The following is a 16,822-nucleotide window of genomic DNA, read 5'->3' on the forward strand; positions in this document are numbered from 1 at the left end:
CCCAGCTGCAAGTACTGGAAGGATTTGGGCCGAGGCCGGCCGATGTCTGATGAATCGCAAAAACGTGATCCGCACCATTACCGCGATCGCAGTGATACTGCTACTCGGGTGGTCGTTCTTCTATTTCAGTGACGACACCCGCGGGTACAAGCCGGTCGACACTTCGGTCGCGGTCGCCCAAATCCACAGCGGCAACGTCAAAAGCGCTCAGATCGACGACCGTGAGCAACAGCTGCGCCTGGTCTTGAAGAACCCGCTCACCAGCGTCGAGGTGTCCGACAAAGGCGACAAGGCCGCCAAACCGGGCAAAGCCGAGAAGGTCGACAAGCTGATCGCCAAGTACCCGACCGGGTACGCGGTTCCGCTCTATACCGCGCTGACCAACAAGAAGGCGGAGATCAACACCGTCGTCAACCAGGGCAGCGTGCTGGGCTCGATGCTGATCTACCTGCTGCCGATGCTGTTGCTGATCGGGCTGTTCGTGATGTTCTCCCGGATGCAGGGCGGCGCCCGGATGGGCTTCGGGTTCGGCAAGTCACGGGCCAAACAGCTGGGCAAGGACATGCCCAAGACCACCTTCGCCGACGTCGCGGGCGTCGACGAGGCGGTCGAGGAGCTCTACGAGATCAAGGACTTCCTGCAGAACCCCGGCCGCTACCAGGCGCTGGGGGCCAAGATCCCCAAGGGGGTGCTGCTCTACGGCCCCCCCGGCACCGGCAAGACACTGCTGGCCCGGGCGGTGGCCGGGGAGGCGGGCGTTCCCTTCTTCACCATCTCCGGCTCGGACTTCGTGGAGATGTTCGTCGGTGTGGGCGCCTCCCGGGTGCGCGACCTGTTCGAGCAGGCCAAGCAGAACAGCCCGTGCATCGTGTTCGTCGACGAGATCGACGCGGTCGGCCGGCAGCGCGGCGCCGGTCTGGGCGGCGGGCACGACGAGCGCGAACAGACCCTCAACCAGCTGCTGGTGGAGATGGACGGGTTCGGTGAGCGCGCCGGCGTCATCTTGATCGCGGCCACCAACCGGCCCGATATCCTCGACCCCGCCCTGCTGCGTCCGGGCCGGTTCGACCGCCAGATCCCGGTGAGCAACCCCGACATCGCGGGCCGGCGCGCGGTGCTGCGGGTGCATTCGGCGGGCAAGCCGATCGCGCCCGACGCCGATCTGGACGGACTGGCCAAGCGCACGGTCGGCATGTCGGGCGCCGATCTGGCCAACGTGATCAACGAGGCCGCGCTGCTGACCGCGCGGGAGAACGGCACCGTCATCACCGGCGCGGCGCTGGAAGAGGCGGTGGACCGGGTGATCGGCGGTCCGCGCCGCAAGAGCCGGATCATCAGCGAACACGAGAAGAAGATCACCGCCTACCACGAGGGCGGACACACCCTGGCGGCGTGGGCGATGCCCGACATCGACCCGGTCTACAAGGTCACCATCCTGGCCCGCGGCCGCACCGGCGGGCACGCGGTGGCGGTGCCCGAGGAGGACAAGGGGCTGCGAACCCGCTCGGAGATGATCGCCCAGCTGGTGTTCGCCATGGGCGGACGCGCCGCCGAAGAGCTGGTCTTCCACGAGCCGACCACCGGCGCGGTCTCCGACATCGAGAAGGCCACCCAGGTGGCCCGGGCGATGGTCACCGAGTACGGCATGAGCGCCAAGCTCGGCGCGGTGCGCTACGGCAGCGAACACGGCGACCCGTTCCTGGGCCGCACCATGGGCACCCAACCCGACTACTCCCACGAGGTGGCCCGCGACATCGACGACGAGGTGCGCAAGCTCATCGAGGCGGCTCACACCGAGGCCTGGGAGATTCTCACCGAGTACCGCGACGTGCTCGACATCCTGGCCGGCGAGCTGCTGGAGAAGGAGACGCTGCACCGCGCCGACCTGCAGAAGATCTTCGGCGACGTGGCCAAGCGGCCCCGGCTGACCCTCTTCGACGACTTCGGCGGGCGGGTCCCGTCCGACAAGCCGCCGATCAAGACTCCCGGCGAGCTGGCCATCGAGCGCGGTGAGCCGTGGCCGCAACCGATGCCGGAGCCGGCGTTCAAGGCCGCCATCGCGCAGGCCTCGCGGGAGGCCATGGCTTCCGAGGCAGCTGGCGGCCACGCGCCCAACGGCAGCAACGGCTCGCCCACCGGCGACGACCCGGTGCCGCCGGGCACCCAGCCCGACTACGGTGCCCCGGCGGGCTGGCGGGCGCCCGGCTGGCCGCCGCCGTCACAGCAGGGCGGCTATTGGTACCCGCCGCAGCAGTGGCCGCCCAGTGGTTACCCGCCTGCCCCGCCCGCACCGCCCTACCAGCCCTATCAGGCGTATCCCGCGCCGCCGCCACCACCGCCGGCACCGCCCGGCGAGGGCGACGGCCACCAGCGTGGCTCGGAGAAGACTCGGTCCGAACCGCCGTCCGGCGATTGAGAGAGTGGGATCGGCGATGACTTCGACAGTCTTCGATCAGGCGCGCGCCGAGGCCGCGGTGCGTGAACTGCTGTACGCGGTGGGCGAGGATCCGGACCGTCCGGGTCTGCTCGACACCCCGGCGCGGGTGGCTCGGGCCTACCAGGAGATGTTCGCCGGGCTCTACACCGACCCGGACACGGTGCTGGAGACCACCTTCGACGAGCAGCACGACGAACTGGTGCTGGTCAAGGAGATTCCGCTGTACTCGACCTGCGAGCACCATCTGGTCTCGTTCCACGGCGTCGCCCATGTCGGCTACATCCCGGGCGACGACGGCCGGATCACCGGCCTGTCCAAGTTGGCGCGGGTCGTCGACCTCTATGCCAAGCGGCCCCAGGTGCAGGAGCGGCTGACCGGTCAGGTCGCCGACGCCCTGATGCGCAAACTCGATCCGCGCGGCGTCATCGTGGTGGTCGAGGCCGAGCACCTGTGCATGGCGATGCGCGGCGTGCGCAAGCCCGGCGCGATCACCACGACATCGGCGGTGCGCGGCCAGTTCAAATCCGACAGCGCGTCGCGCGCCGAAGCCCTGGAACTCATCCGGCGAAGGTGAGCCCCACACGCGCCCAGGTCGTCGGGGTGGTCAACGTCACCGCCGACTCGTTCTCCGATGGCGGGCGCTATCTGGACGCCGGTCGCGCCGTCGAACACGGCTTGGTGCTGGCGGCCCAGGGAGCGGCGATCATCGACGTCGGCGGTGAATCGACCCGCCCCGGTGCGGTGCGTTCCGATCCGGGCGCGGAGGAGAAACGGGTCATTCCGGTCGTGAAAGAACTTGTCGCCCAGGGCATTACGGTCAGTATCGATACGATGAACGCTCCGGTGGCGCGGGCGGCGTTGGACTGCGGTGCCGCGATCGTCAACGACGTTTCCGGAGGGCGGGCAGATCCGGCGATGGCGCCCCTGCTGGCCTCCTCGGATGCCCGGTGGGTGCTGATGCACTGGCGCCCGGTCGATCCCGAACACCCGCATCGGGTACCGGACTACCGCGACGTCGTCGCCGAGGTCCGCAACGATCTACTCGCATCCGTCGACGCCGCCGTCGCCGCCGGCGTGGACCCGGGGAGGCTGATCATCGATCCGGGACTGGGCTTCGCCAAAACGGCGCAACACAATTGGGCGCTGTTGAACGGGCTGCCGCAGCTGGTCGACGCCGGCATACCGGTTCTCGTCGGTGCGTCGCGCAAGCGGTTTCTCGGTACCCTACTGTCCGGGGCGGACGGCGCACCGCGGCCGCCCGATGAGCGGGAGACGGCCACCGCGGTGGTCTCGGCGCTGGCCGGCCTGCACGGGGCGTGGGGCGTGCGGGTGCACGACGTGCGGGGCTCGATCGACGCGCTGAGGGTCGTCGAAGCCTGGACCCAAGGAGGCACAAGCGATGACTGATCGGATCGAACTGCGGGGCCTGAGGGTGCGCGGCAACCACGGCGTGTTCGCCCATGAGCGGGCCGACGGTCAGGATTTCATCGTCGACATCACGGTGTGGATGGATCTGTCGGCCGCGGCCGCCAGTGACGCCCTGGCGGACACCTACGACTACGGGGTGCTGGCCCAGCGGGCCGCCGACATCGTCAACGGCCCGGCCCGGGACCTCATCGAGACCGTGGCCGCCGAGATCGCCGAGGAGGTCATGGCCGATGCGCGGGTGCAGGCCGTCGAGGTGACGCTGCACAAGCCGCACGCCCCGATCCCACTGACGTTCGCCGACGTCGCGGTGGTCGCGCGGCGCTCCCGGCGCGACCGGCGCCCAACGGTGGTCCCGGCGTGACGCGCGCTGTCGACGATGCGGTGGGGGCACCCCCAGCCGCGCAGCGGCGAGGGGGACAGCGGCGCCATGACTGAAGCGGTGCTCTCCATCGGGTCCAACCTGGGTGATCGGCTGGCCCGGTTGCAGTCGGCCGTCGACGGATTCGGCGCGGCGGTGCGTGAGGTGTCCGGGGTGTACGAGACCGAGCCGTGGGGCGTGGTCGAGCAGGGGCGCTTCCTCAACGCGGTGCTGATCGTGGAGGACCCGGCGACAGACGAACACGGTTGGCTGCGCCGGGCTCACGAACTCGAGCACGCGGCGGACCGGGTGCGCGGTGAACGCTGGGGCCCGCGAACCCTGGACGTCGACGTGATCAGCTGCCGCGACACCGCGGCCGGCCGATCGACGGAGCTGCTCTCCCGCGACAAGGGGCTGACCCTGCCGCATCCGCTGGCCCACCTGCGCGCCTTCGTCATGGTCCCGTGGCTGGAGGTCGAACCGGAGGCGTGGCTGACGGTCGCCGGCCGGCACTGTGCGGTGGCCGACCTGCTGGACGAACTGGACCCCGCCGACCGCAGCGAGCTTCGGCGGACCGAGTTGGTGTTGCAGCGCAGCGACTGGGCCGACCGGGCCGGGGAGCGCTGATGGGTCCGACCCGTACCCGCGACGTCACCGCGGCCGCTGCGGCCGCCGCCGTCCTCAGCTTCGTGGCGGTGCAGCTGTTGTACCGATGGTTCCCGCCGATCACCGTGTGGACCGGGATATCGCTGCTGGTGGTGGCCATCGCCGAGGCGGCCTGGGGCCGCTACGTCCGCGGCAAGATCGATGACGGCCAGATCGGTGTCGGATCCGGCTGGCTGCATCCGCTGGCGGTGGCCCGCACCGTCGTGGTCGCCAAGGCCTCGGCCTGGATGGGTGCGCTGGTGTTGGGCTTCTGGGTGGGCGTGCTGGGCTACCTGCTGCCGCACCGGTCCACCCTGCACGTCGCCGTCGAGGACACCGGCGGCGCCGTGGTTGCCGCGGCCAGTGCGCTGGCGCTGCTCGTCGCCGCGTTGTGGTTGCAGAACTGCTGCAAGTCACCGCAGGATCCCGGGCAGTCCGGGCCGCTGACCGGAAACCAACCGGGGTGAGAATCGCCGGAGCGGGGCGACACGCGGAGCGACCTCGTACAGGTACAGTCGGGCAATGCGGGCCAGCAAAGATGCGGCTGCGGTGTGGGCACCCCCAGCCGCGCAGCGGCAAGGGGGCCAAGGCGACGAGGTGGAGCGGCGCAGATGAATTCGGTCCTGTCCCGCGCCCCAGGCCGGCGCGGTGCTCGCAGGCCCGGCTGGACGTTGATGACGGCGTTGCTGATCCTTGCGATCGCGGCGAGTTCGGCACTGGTGTTCACCAGCCGGGTCGAGCTGTTGAAACTCGCGGTCATCGTGGCGCTGTGGGCGGCGGTCGCAGCCGCGTTCGTATCGGTGATCTATCGGCGGCAGAGCGATGTGGACCAGGCCCGCGCCCGTGACCTGAAGCTGGTTTACGACCTGCAACTGGATCGGGAGATCTCGGCGCGGCGCGAATACGAGCTGACGGTGGAGTCGCAGCTGCGCCGCGAGTTGGCATCGGAGCTGCGGGCTCAGGCCGCAGACGAGGTCGCCGCGTTGCGCGCCGAGTTGGCCGCGTTGCGAACCAACCTGGAGATCCTCTTCGACGCCGACCTGAGTCAGCGAGCGGCGTTGGAGACTGATTCCTCGGCGCGCACGACTGTTCGCGCCTACAGCGACTGGGCCCGCTCGGGCGGGGATTCCGGTGCTGCCCGGGCCACGCCGGCCGCCGCGACCTTCTACCCCGAGGACTCGGTCAGCCAGACCGCCGAGAATCCGATCATCGACGTTCCGGAGGTGCGGATTCCGACCGGCGGGATCCCCATGCCCCAGACCTCACAGACATCACAGTCGTCTCAAACACCTCAGGCCCAGCACGCCCCGCAAGCTCCGCAGCCACCTCAGCCGTCGGCCGAGACGACCTATCGGGGTTCGCATCGCCGGTCCGCCGACGAAGCCTCGCGCCGGGCCGCCGACGAAGCCCCGCGCCGGGCCGCGGACGAGGCTCCCCGCCGGGCCGCGGACGAAATCCAGCAACCCGCGGGCCGGTGGACCCCACCTCCGCAGCCGTTCGTCCCGCCGGAAGCCCGCCGCGAGCCCGAACCGCCGCCGCCCCCGCCACCGGCACCGCAGCAACCCTGGGTCGCGCCGCCACCCGCGTCGGCCCCAACCTGGAAACCCGTTGGCGCCGAGGGTGAATGGCGACCACCGGCCGCACCCGGCAGCAACTGGTCCGCGGAGACCCCCGGCGACTCCGGCCGGCACGGTGCCGCCGAGTCCCAGCATTTCGGCGATCACGCGGCAGTCGCGCCCGAGCGGGGTGCCGAAGCGCCGTCCCGGCACGGCCGCCATGCCGGCCCCGGCGCGGTGGCCGACGGCCCGGTGAACGGCGCCGAGACGGCACCCCACGACGGGGAGGGGCGCCGGCGGGCGCGCTCCCGGCACTCGGTGGACTCGGCCCCCCACCCTGCCCAACCGGCCCACCCGGAGCCCGCGAGCGCCGCCGCCGGCACGGCACGGCATTCCGCCGGCGCCGAGCCGGGAACCGAAGCCGCCCCGAACACCGGCGGCCAGTCGGTGGCCGAGTTGCTGGCCCGGCTGCAGGCCACCCCCACCGTGGGCCGCCGCCGGCGCCGCCGCGAGGAGTGACGGCGCATCTGCGACGAATGTCACTCGCCGGGTTCGGGTCGAGCGAGATAGACTCTCCGGCGACCGTCCGGTACCCGCAGCGCGGGACTGGAACGAACCAAGAGAACCTGTGAGGCCGTCTGCGATGGTGCAGTTCGACGGACTGCGGCCCGCCCGACTCAAGGTAGGCGTCATCTCGGCGGGCCGGGTCGGCACCGCTCTGGGCGTCGCCTTGGAACGCGCCGAGCACGTCGTGGTGGCGTGCAGCGCCATCTCCGAAGAGTCGCGACAGCGTGCCCGGCGGCGACTGCCCGACACCCTGGTGCGTCCGGCCCACGATGTCGCCGGCGACGCGGAATTGCTGCTGCTGGCCGTTCCCGACACCGAACTGGCCGGCATGGTGGCGGGCCTGGCCGCCACCGGTGCGGTGCGGGCCGGGACGATCGTGGTGCACACCTCTGGTGCCGCCGGGATCGGCGTGCTGGCGCCACTGACCGAACAGGGCTGTCTGCCGCTGGCGATCCACCCCGCGATGACTTTCACCGGCGCTGACGAGGACATCGACCGGCTGGCGGACAGCTGCTTCGGCATCACCGCCGCCGACGAGATCGGCTACGCCATCGCCGAGGCGCTGACGCTGGAGATCGGCGCCGTGCCGTTCCGGGTCGACGAGACCGACCGCACCCTCTACCACGCCGCGCTGTGCCACGGCGGCAACCACGTGGTCACCGTGATCGACGACGCCCTGGCGGCATTGCGGGCGGCACTGCCCGGCCGTCTCGGCACCAGCGAAGTAGCGGACCCCGACGGCGTCGCCGAACGCGTGCTGGGGCCGTTGGTACGGGCCGCGCTGGCCAACACCCTGCGCGACGGCCGGGCCGCGCTGACCGGGCCGGTGGCCCGGGGCGACGCGGCCACCCTGGGCCGGCACCTGCAGGCGTTGGCCGGCGTGGACCCCGATCTGGCCGAGGCCTATCGCACCAATGCGCTGCGCACGGCACACCGCGCAGACGCCGCCGACGACGTGCTGACGGTGCTGGCCCGGTGAGGCCGCACGCCGGGGCCCCCCAGCCCACCTTCACCGCCGGTGCGCTCAACGTCTACGCCCGGCCGGATGAGATCGCCCGCGTCACCCGCGCGCTGCGGTCGACCGGTCGCCGGGTGACGCTGGTGCCGACCATGGGGGCGCTGCACGCCGGTCACCTGGCGCTGGTGCGAGCCGCCCGTAAAGTGCCCGGCTCGGTGGTGGTGGTGTCGATCTTCGTCAACCCGCTGCAGTTCGGCGTGGGCGAGGACCTGGACGCCTATCCGCGCACCCTCGACGACGATCTGGCCCTGCTGCGCGCCGAGGGCGTCGAGATGGCCTTCACCCCGACCGCCGCCGCGATGTATCCCGACGGCTCCCGCACCGCGGTGCACCCGGGTCCGTTGGGAGCCGAGCTCGAAGGTGCCGCCCGCCCGACGCACTTCGCCGGAATGCTCACCGTGGTGGGCAAACTGTTGTCGATCGTGCGACCCGACCGGGTGTTCTTCGGCGAGAAGGACTATCAGCAGCTGGTGCTGGTGCGGCAGATGGTCGCCGACCTGAACCTCGACGTGACCGTGGTGGGCGTGCCCACGGTACGCGAAGCCGACGGCCTGGCCATGTCGTCGCGTAATCGCTACCTGGACCCCGCGCAGCGCGAAGCCGCGACGGCGCTGTCGGCCGCTCTGGCGGCCGGCGAGCGCGCGGCTGCGGCCGGCGCCCAAGCGTCCGTGGATGCCGCCGCCGCGGTGTTGTCCGCGGTGCCTGCCGTCGATGTCGACTACCTGGAGGTTCGAGGCGTCGACCTCGGCCCGGCGCCCGCGGACGGCTCGGGACGGCTGCTGATCGCCGCCCGGGTGGGTACCACACGACTGATCGACAACGCGGCGATCACGCTCGGACTTCCCATCGACGCCGAGGTGGCGTTAGCCGGTTCGGAGGCCGGTCCAGATGGATATCACGTATCAACCGGAGAAAGCCGGAGGAATTGATGTTTCGGACGATGCTGAAGTCGAAGATTCACCGTGCCACGGTCACTCACGCTGACCTGCACTATGTCGGCTCGGTGACCATCGACGCCGATCTGATGGAGGCTGCCGACCTGCTCGAGGGCGAGCAGGTGACGATCGTCGACATCGACAACGGCGCTCGGCTGGTCACCTACGCCATCACCGGGGAGCGGGGCACCGGTGTCATCGGGATCAACGGTGCCGCAGCACATCTGGTGCATCCAGGCGATCTGGTGATTCTGATCGCCTACGGCACGATGGAAGACGCCGAGGCCCGTCGCTACCGGCCCCGGATCGTGTTCGTCGACTCCGACAACAAGCAGGTGGACCTCGGCGACGACCCGGCGTTCGTGCCCGATGACGTGGCGGACCTGCTCTCGCCCAGAAGCGTGGGGTAGCCGTGCTGCTGGCGATCGACGTCCGTAACACCCACACCGTCATCGGCCTGATCGCCGGGTCGGGTGAGAACGGAAACGTCGTACAGCAGTGGCGGATTCGCACGGAAGCGGAGATCACCGCCGACGAGCTGGCCCTGACGCTGGACGGCCTGATCGGCGAGGACGGCGAACAGATCACCGGCGCTGCGGCGCTGTCCACCGTGCCGTCGGTGCTGCACGAAGTGCGACTGATGCTCGATCAGTACTGGCCCTCGGTGGCATCGGTGCTCATCGAACCGGGCGTGCGCACCGGGATCCCGCTGTTGGTCGACAACCCCAAGGAAGTCGGCGCTGACCGGATCGTCAACTGCCTGGCCGCTTTCCACAAATTCAACACGGCGGCGATCGTGGTCGACTTCGGTTCGTCGATCGTCGTCGACGTGGTTTCGGCCAAGGGCGAGTTCCTGGGCGGTGCGATCGCACCCGGCGTCCAGATCTCCTCGGACGCCGCCGCGGCCCGCTCGGCGGGGCTGCGGCGGGTGGAGCTCACCCGCCCGCGCTCGGTGATCGGCAAGAACACCGTCGAATGCATGCAGGCCGGCGCGGTGTTCGGCTTCGCCGGGCTGGTCGACGGGCTGGTCCGCCGGGTCCGCGATGATGCGCCCGCGCTCGCCGACAACGTGACCGTGGTGGCCACCGGGCACACCGCCCCGTTGTTGCTCGCCGACCTGGAGACGGTCGACCACTACGACGCCAATCTCACCCTGGACGGACTGCGGTTGGTTTTCGAACGCAACCGGGACAGTCAACGGGGCAGGCTGCGGCCGGCGCGCTGAGCGCCTGCCGGTTGATTAAGCTGGCACGTCGTGAGCTCCGCCGATACCCCAGAGAAGTCGCAGCATGAGGATCCCGACCTCCCCGAGCAGTTCCGGATCCGCCGCGACAAGCGGGCGCGGCTGCTGGCGCAGGGCCGCGACCCGTACCCGGTCGCGGTGGATCGCACCCACACGCTCGCCGAGATCCGGGCCGCCTACCCAGACCTGGACGTCGACACCGCAACCGGCGACGTCGTCGGCGTCGCCGGCCGGGTGGTGTTCGCCCGCAACTCCGGCAAACTGTGCTTCGCCACCCTGCAGGAGGGTGACGGCACCCAGCTGCAGGTGATGATCAGCCTGGCCAGCGTCGGCGAGCAGGAGCTGGAGGCGTGGAAGACCGACGTCGACCTCGGCGACATCGTCTTCGTTCACGGCGAGGTGATCAGCTCCCGCCGCGGTGAACTGTCGGTGCTGGCCGACTTCTGGCAGATGGCGTCCAAGTCGTTGCGTCCGTTGCCCGTCGCGCACAAGGAGATGAGCGAGGAGTCCCGGGTTCGGCAGCGCTACGTCGACCTGATCGTCCGCCCGGAGGCCCGCACCGTGGCCCGCCAGCGGATCGCGGTCATCCGCGCGGTGCGCTGCGCGCTGGAGCGCCGCGGATTCCTCGAGGTCGAAACGCCGATGTTGCAGACATTGGCCGGCGGGGCTGCCGCCCGGCCGTTCGTCACCCATTCCAACGCGCTCGACGCGGACCTTTACCTGCGAATCGCGCCCGAACTGTTCCTGAAACGGTGTGTTGTCGGCGGGTTCGACCGCGTCTTCGAACTCAATCGGGTGTTCCGCAACGAAGGCGCCGATTCCACCCATTCGCCGGAGTTCTCGATGCTGGAGACCTATCAGGCCTATGGCACCTATGATGACTCGGCGGTGGCCACTCGAGAGATTATTCAAGAGGTTGCCGACGAGGTGATCGGGACTCGTCAACTCCCGTTGCCCGACGGCAGCATCTATGACATTGACGGAGAATGGGCGACGTTGGAAATGTATCCGTCGCTCTCGGAAGCGATCGGTGAGGAGATCACTCCGGCGACCCCGGCCGAGCGGTTATGGACCGTTGCCGACGACCGGGGGGTCGAAATTCCCAGAGACCGCGGCTATGGACACGGCAAGTTGGTCGAAGAGTTGTGGGAACACGCGGTCGGCAATGCCTTGAACGCACCGACCTTCGTCCGGGATTTCCCGGTGGAGACGACGCCGCTGACCCGCCAACATCGCAGTATCGACGGGGTCACCGAGAAGTGGGACCTGTACATGCGGGGCGTCGAGTTGGCCACCGGCTACTCCGAGCTCATCGACCCGGTGGTGCAGCGCGAACGCTTTGCGGCGCAGGCGCGGGCGGCGGCGGCCGGCGACGACGAGGCGATGGCACTCGACGAGGACTTCCTGGCAGCGATGGAACACGCGATGCCGCCGTGCACCGGCACCGGAATGGGTATCGACCGCTTGCTGATGGTCTTGACGGGACTGTCAATTAGGGACACGGTTTTGTTCCCTATTGTTCGGCGCCACGGCAACTGAACCGCGCCTGCGAGGGCTAGGCCTGTTGTGTTGAAGCAAGCGTATTTTTATGGCACATTGGTCCGCGAGGTCGAATACGGCTTTGCGCACAGTTTGCGCGCGGGAAAGCTACCGAGGGGCTACCAATGGCGAAAAAAGTGACCGTCACCTTGATCGATGATTTCGATGGTGAGGGTGCCGCCGACGAAACAGTCGAATTCGGGCTGGACGGGGTCACCTATGAGATCGACCTTTCGAGCAAGAATGCCGCGAAACTGCGCGGTGAGTTGAAGAAGTGGGCCGATGCGGGCCGTCGGGTCGGTGGGCGTCGGCGCGGCCGCTCCGGTGGCGGTCGCCGCGGGGCGATCGACCGTGAACAGAGCGCGGCGATCCGCGAATGGGCTCGGCGCAACGGCCACAACGTGTCGACCCGGGGTCGTATCCCGGCCGATATCATCGACGCATTTCACGCTGCCACCTGACCTGGCGGTTCAGCGCCGCATCAGCCGGGCGGTTCAGCGAGACTCGACGGAGGAGAGGCGAAGCCGGGACCGTCGCAGGGGTCCGGCGTTTCGCTCCTGGCGAATCGGATGACTCCTCGGAACGTAATCCGGGGTCGCGGCGTTGCTCTCTTGCATCAGGTGCCAGGCCTTTCGAGGTCTGCCACCGCAAGCGTTCGATTCGGTACGCATTGCCCGGCAGGTCACAGCGCGCTCGGCCGCCCACTACAGTGGACGGCAGGTACGCGAGGCCGAGCCGAGGCCGACCAAGTGCCGATGGTGAGGGAGAGCAGGTAGCCGCCGATGTTCGAAAGATTTACCGACCGGGCCCGCAGGGTTGTCGTCCTCGCGCAGGAAGAGGCGCGGATGCTCAACCACAACTACATCGGGACCGAGCACATTCTGCTCGGTCTGATCCACGAGGGCGAAGGCGTGGCCGCCAAGTCGCTGGAGTCGCTGGGCATCTCCCTGGAAGGGGTGCGCAGCCAGGTCGAGGAGATCATCGGCCAGGGCCAGCAGGCGCCGTCCGGGCACATCCCCTTCACTCCCCGTGCCAAAAAGGTGCTCGAGCTGAGCCTGCGTGAGGCGCTGCAGCTCGGCCACAACTACATCGGCACCGAGCACATCCTGCTCGGCCTGATCCGGGAGGGCGAGGGCGTCGCCGCCCAGGTGCTGGTCAAGTTGGGCGCCGACCTGACCCGGGTGCGCCAGCAGGTCATCCAGCTGCTGAGTGGCTACCAGGGCAAGGAGGCCGCCGAGGCCGGCACCGGCGGGCGGGGCGGGGAGTCCGGCTCGCCGTCCACCTCATTGGTGCTCGACCAGTTCGGCCGAAATCTCACCGCCGCGGCGATGGAGGGCAAGCTCGACCCGGTGATCGGCCGGGAGAAGGAAATCGAGCGGGTCATGCAGGTGCTGAGCCGGCGCACCAAGAACAACCCGGTGCTGATCGGTGAGCCCGGCGTCGGCAAGACGGCCGTCGTGGAGGGCCTGGCGCAGGCGATTGTGGCCGGCGAGGTCCCCGAGACGCTGAAGGACAAGCAGCTCTACACCCTGGACCTGGGTTCGCTGGTGGCCGGCAGCCGGTACCGCGGTGACTTCGAGGAGCGGCTGAAGAAGGTCCTCAAGGAGATCAACACCCGCGGCGACATCATTTTGTTCATCGACGAGCTGCACACCCTGGTCGGTGCCGGTGCGGCCGAGGGCGCCATCGACGCGGCCTCGATCCTCAAGCCGAAGCTGGCTCGCGGTGAACTCCAGACCATCGGCGCCACCACTCTCGACGAGTACCGCAAGTACATCGAGAAGGACGCCGCCCTGGAGCGCCGGTTCCAGCCGGTGCAGGTCGGTGAGCCCACCGTGGAGCACACCATCGAGATCCTCAAGGGCCTGCGGGACCGCTACGAAGCCCACCACCGGGTCTCGATCAGCGATTCGGCGATCGTGGCGGCAGCCACCCTGGCCGACCGCTACATCAACGACCGGTTCCTGCCCGACAAGGCGATCGACCTGATCGACGAGGCCGGTGCCCGGATGCGGATTCGCCGGATGACCGCGCCGCCGGACCTGCGCGAGTTCGACGAGAAGATCGCCGACGCGCGCCGTGAGAAGGAGTCCGCGATCGACGCGCAGGACTTCGAGAAGGCCGCCAGCCTGCGGGATCGGGAGAAGCAACTCGTCGCGCAGCGTGCGGAGCGTGAGAAGCAGTGGCGCTCCGGTGATTTGGACGTGGTCGCGGAAGTCGACGACGAGCAGATCGCCGAGGTTCTGGGCAACTGGACCGGTATTCCGGTGTTCAAGCTGACCGAGGCCGAGACCACCCGCCTGCTGCGGATGGAAGACGAGCTGCACAAGCGGATCATCGGGCAGAAGGATGCCGTCGCTGCGGTCTCCAAGGCCATCCGTCGCACCCGCGCCGGGCTCAAGGACCCCAAGCGCCCGTCCGGCTCGTTCATCTTCGCCGGGCCGTCCGGTGTCGGTAAGACCGAGCTGTCCAAGGCGCTGGCGGAGTTCCTCTTCGGCGACGACGACGCGCTCATCCAGATCGACATGGGCGAGTTCCACGACCGGTTCACCGCATCGCGGCTGTTCGGCGCCCCTCCGGGCTACGTCGGCTACGAGGAGGGCGGCCAGCTGACCGAGAAGGTGCGGCGCAAGCCGTTCTCGGTGGTGCTGTTCGACGAGATCGAGAAGGCGCACCAGGAGATCTACAACAGCCTGTTGCAGGTGCTGGAGGACGGCCGGCTCACCGACGGTCAAGGCCGCACGGTGGACTTCAAGAACTGCGTGCTGATCTTCACCTCCAACCTGGGCACCTCCGACATCTCCAAGGCCGTCGGGCTGGGCTTCACCCGGGGCGGTGGGGAGAACAACTACGAGCGGATGAAGCTCAAGGTCAACGACGAGCTCAAGAAGCACTTCCGCCCGGAGTTCCTCAACCGCATCGACGACATCATCGTCTTCCACCAGCTCAGCAAGGAAGAGATCATCCAGATGGTCGATCTGATGATCGGGCGGGTGGCCAAGCAGCTGCGGGCCAAGGACATGGACATCGCGATGACCGACAAGGCGAAGTCGTTGTTGGCCAAGCGCGGTTTCGACCCGGTGCTGGGCGCGCGTCCGCTGCGGCGCACCATCCAGCGCGAGATCGAGGACCAGCTCTCCGAGAAGATCCTGTTCGAGGAGATCGGTCCCGGCCAGCTGGTCACCGTCGACGTCGAGAACTGGGACGGCGAGGGCGCGCACGAGAATGCGGTGTTCACCTTCGCCGGCAGCCAGAAGCCGGCTGAGGCCGACCTCGCTCAGGCGGGTGCGCCCGCGGATTAACCACCGGGCATCCCCGCAAGCACGCGAAAGCCCCCTTTTCCGTGAGGAATTGGGGGCTTTCGCGACTGCTCGCCCCGCTCAGCGCGCAACCGGCAGCAGGCCGAAGGCCTGCTTGGCGATCTGCAGCATCCAGCTGCCGACGCTCTTGCCGTGGTCACGCGGCCAGTTGAGCTGGAAGCTGACCACCCATGGCTGGCCGCCCCGGTCGACGGCGTACCAGCTGAAGGTCAAATCGCCGGGCAGGCCGCCGGCTTTGGCGCCGATGTAGGGCCAGTCGGCGCGGCTCAGGTCGATGCCGCGGACCGCGGAGAGGATCTCTTTGACCGGTGCGGCCTTGCCGACCGCTCCCGACTGCAGCGCGACATGCACCCGGCAGATGTCCTCGGCGCTGCCATACCACTCGGCACCGTAGGCGGACGCCGGAATGTGCGCGCGGATCGGATCCGGCTCGTAGGGCCGGGAGTCGGCCTGCTGAAGCAGCTTCGCCCGCTCCTGGGGTGAGCCGTGCTGCCACTGTTCGCGCAGGTCCGGTTTCCCCCAGCCGACGGAGAACAGTTCGTACATGGTGGGAAACGGCGTCATGCTGGCCGGGTCGTGGTGCCCGGCCGCGACCAGGGCCCGCTCGACGGCGCGGGTGCCGACGCGGTCGATCAGCAGATCGGTCGCCATGTTGTCGCTGGTGGCGATCATCTTCTCGGCCGCCTTGCGCACCGATACGTGGGCACCCTCGGGCAGCTCTTCGAGCCCGGATGACCCGACCACCTTGGCCCGGCCGGTGATGGTCAGCGGGTCGTCCCAGGACACCGTCCCGGCCTTCACCTCGTTGGCGACGGCCAGTAGCACATACAGCTTGAAGATCGAGGCCAGCGGCAGGGACTGGCGGGCGTTGGTGGCGGCGACCGGTTTGCACACACCGCCCTCGATGCGGGCGGCCTGGTAGGAGTAGCGGGCACCGGTCCGGCTCAGCACCGCGTCGACGTCATGCCAGGAACGGATGGGCGGTGCCTCGGTGGTCGGCTTGAACAGATCCACCATCCCGTGGTCGTCGGTGCGGAGCCTGATGTCCTGGCGGGCGCCGTAGGAGGTCGTCAGGTGCAGGGTGGCCGCGCCAGCGCGGATGTCGACGCCGTCGAGTCGGAACGGTCGGTCCCACCACAGCGATTCCATGATGGTGACGACCTGATCGACCTTGTCCGGTGCGGCCAGGGTGGCCACCCCGACCGGGCCGATCGGCCAATCGGAGTTCAGCATGTCCATGGTCTGCTTGGCGCGCAGGCCGGGTGGGGTCTTGGTGGAGATCGTCACTCCGCCGGCGTCCGCGTCCGAAGGTGATGCAGGGGAGGGCGCACACCCGGCGGCTGACGCGGCGGCGCTAGCCGCCAGGCTTATTGTGGCTGTCCATACCGCCAGGTGACGCCGCACGGGCCTACGCCTGTGCGGCGGTTCCGGCGACGTCCAGCACGACCTCGAACTCCAGCAGCGATGCGCCGGTCGCCACCGGGTTGGCCCGGTGTCCGGCATGGGCTTCGATGGCGGGCCCCTGAGCCCACGCCTGGAACGCTTCGTCGGACTCCCAGTGCGTCACCACGAAGTAGCGGTCCTCGCCCTTGATCGGGCGCAGCAGCTGGAAGCCAAGAAAGCCGGGCTGGTTCTCCACCGCGTGGGCGCGATGGGCAAACCGATTCTCCAGCTCGGGCCCGGCGTCGGCGGGAACCTCGATTGCATTGATCTTCACCACTGACATGGGCCTAGGCTACCGTGCCCGGGGTGGACACCGCGTCGAGTGAGCTGCTG

At 69.1% G+C, this 16,822-nt stretch carries 16 protein-coding genes; 14 read left to right on the plus strand and 2 right to left on the minus strand.

The window, feature by feature from the left end:
• The first annotated feature begins 49 nt into the window (after nucleotides 1-49).
• From ftsH to clpC1, 14 genes are all read left to right on the plus strand, one after another.
• Nucleotides 50-2,416 (plus strand): ATP-dependent zinc metalloprotease FtsH, encoded by a 2,367-nt coding sequence (gene ftsH, locus G6N23_RS01355; protein WP_085261424.1) that lies wholly within the window; start codon nucleotides 50-52, stop codon nucleotides 2,414-2,416.
• A 16-nt stretch (nucleotides 2,417-2,432) separates the two neighbouring features.
• Nucleotides 2,433-3,011 carry a GTP cyclohydrolase I FolE gene (folE, locus tag G6N23_RS01360; RefSeq protein WP_085261425.1) on the plus strand — a complete coding sequence of 193 codons (579 nt, stop codon included), beginning with the start codon at nucleotides 2,433-2,435 and terminating at the stop codon, nucleotides 3,009-3,011.
• The gene (gene folP / locus G6N23_RS01365; RefSeq protein ID WP_085261426.1) at nucleotides 3,008-3,844 is read left to right on the plus strand and encodes a dihydropteroate synthase; all 837 of its coding nucleotides are present in this window, start codon (nucleotides 3,008-3,010) and stop codon (nucleotides 3,842-3,844) included. The genes folE and folP overlap by 4 nt, the downstream gene beginning before the upstream one ends.
• Nucleotides 3,837-4,226 carry a dihydroneopterin aldolase gene (folB, locus tag G6N23_RS01370; protein WP_085261427.1) on the plus strand — a complete coding sequence of 130 codons (390 nt, stop codon included), beginning with the start codon at nucleotides 3,837-3,839 and terminating at the stop codon, nucleotides 4,224-4,226. Before folP ends, folB begins: the two co-directional genes overlap by 8 nt.
• 66 nt (nucleotides 4,227-4,292) lie before the next feature.
• Nucleotides 4,293-4,850, plus strand: coding sequence for a 2-amino-4-hydroxy-6-hydroxymethyldihydropteridine diphosphokinase (gene folK / locus G6N23_RS01375; protein WP_085261829.1), 558 nt, complete (start codon nucleotides 4,293-4,295; stop codon nucleotides 4,848-4,850).
• Nucleotides 4,850-5,335 (plus strand): DUF3180 domain-containing protein, encoded by a 486-nt coding sequence (locus G6N23_RS01380; protein WP_085261428.1) that lies wholly within the window; start codon nucleotides 4,850-4,852, stop codon nucleotides 5,333-5,335. The genes folK and G6N23_RS01380 overlap by 1 nt, the downstream gene beginning before the upstream one ends.
• 144 nt (nucleotides 5,336-5,479) lie before the next feature.
• Nucleotides 5,480-6,943, plus strand: a complete 1,464-nt coding sequence (locus G6N23_RS01385) for a DUF6779 domain-containing protein (protein ID WP_085261429.1) — start codon at nucleotides 5,480-5,482, stop codon at nucleotides 6,941-6,943.
• Between the two features lie 124 nt (nucleotides 6,944-7,067).
• The gene (locus G6N23_RS01390) at nucleotides 7,068-7,970 is read left to right on the plus strand and encodes a Rossmann-like and DUF2520 domain-containing protein (RefSeq protein ID WP_085261430.1); all 903 of its coding nucleotides are present in this window, start codon (nucleotides 7,068-7,070) and stop codon (nucleotides 7,968-7,970) included.
• A complete protein-coding gene (gene panC, locus G6N23_RS01395) occupies nucleotides 7,967-8,938 on the plus strand; it encodes a pantoate--beta-alanine ligase (protein ID WP_085261431.1) in 972 nt (323 codons plus the stop codon). The genes G6N23_RS01390 and panC overlap by 4 nt, the downstream gene beginning before the upstream one ends.
• A complete protein-coding gene (gene panD / locus G6N23_RS01400) occupies nucleotides 8,938-9,354 on the plus strand; it encodes an aspartate 1-decarboxylase (RefSeq protein WP_019738037.1) in 417 nt (138 codons plus the stop codon). The genes panC and panD overlap by 1 nt, the downstream gene beginning before the upstream one ends.
• Nucleotides 9,355-9,356: 2 nt before the next feature.
• A complete protein-coding gene (locus G6N23_RS01405) occupies nucleotides 9,357-10,169 on the plus strand; it encodes a type III pantothenate kinase (RefSeq protein WP_085261432.1) in 813 nt (270 codons plus the stop codon).
• 30 nt (nucleotides 10,170-10,199) lie between these two features.
• Nucleotides 10,200-11,726 carry a lysine--tRNA ligase gene (gene lysS / locus G6N23_RS01410; RefSeq protein WP_085261433.1) on the plus strand — a complete coding sequence of 509 codons (1,527 nt, stop codon included), beginning with the start codon at nucleotides 10,200-10,202 and terminating at the stop codon, nucleotides 11,724-11,726.
• Nucleotides 11,727-11,851: 125 nt separating this feature from the next.
• Nucleotides 11,852-12,187, plus strand: a complete 336-nt coding sequence (gene lsr2 / locus G6N23_RS01415; protein ID WP_085261434.1) for a histone-like nucleoid-structuring protein Lsr2 — start codon at nucleotides 11,852-11,854, stop codon at nucleotides 12,185-12,187.
• Nucleotides 12,188-12,508: 321 nt separating this feature from the next.
• Nucleotides 12,509-15,028 carry an ATP-dependent protease ATP-binding subunit ClpC gene (gene clpC1 / locus G6N23_RS01420; protein ID WP_085261435.1) on the plus strand — a complete coding sequence of 840 codons (2,520 nt, stop codon included), beginning with the start codon at nucleotides 12,509-12,511 and terminating at the stop codon, nucleotides 15,026-15,028.
• 78 nt (nucleotides 15,029-15,106) lie between these two features.
• On the opposite strand, the gene G6N23_RS01425 is transcribed toward clpC1, so the two are convergent.
• Both G6N23_RS01425 and mhuD read right to left on the minus strand, forming a co-directional pair.
• Nucleotides 15,107-16,549 carry a serine hydrolase gene (locus G6N23_RS01425; RefSeq protein ID WP_179961150.1) on the minus strand — a complete coding sequence of 481 codons (1,443 nt, stop codon included), beginning with the start codon at nucleotides 16,547-16,549 and terminating at the stop codon, nucleotides 15,107-15,109.
• Nucleotides 16,455-16,772, minus strand: a complete 318-nt coding sequence (gene mhuD, locus G6N23_RS01430) for a mycobilin-forming heme oxygenase MhuD (RefSeq protein ID WP_085261437.1) — start codon at nucleotides 16,770-16,772, stop codon at nucleotides 16,455-16,457. The genes G6N23_RS01425 and mhuD overlap by 95 nt, the downstream gene beginning before the upstream one ends.
• Between the last annotated feature and the right edge of the window lie 50 nt (nucleotides 16,773-16,822).

The organism is Mycolicibacter terrae (assembly GCF_010727125.1).
GTDB classification, from domain to species: domain Bacteria; phylum Actinomycetota; class Actinomycetes; order Mycobacteriales; family Mycobacteriaceae; genus Mycobacterium; species Mycobacterium terrae.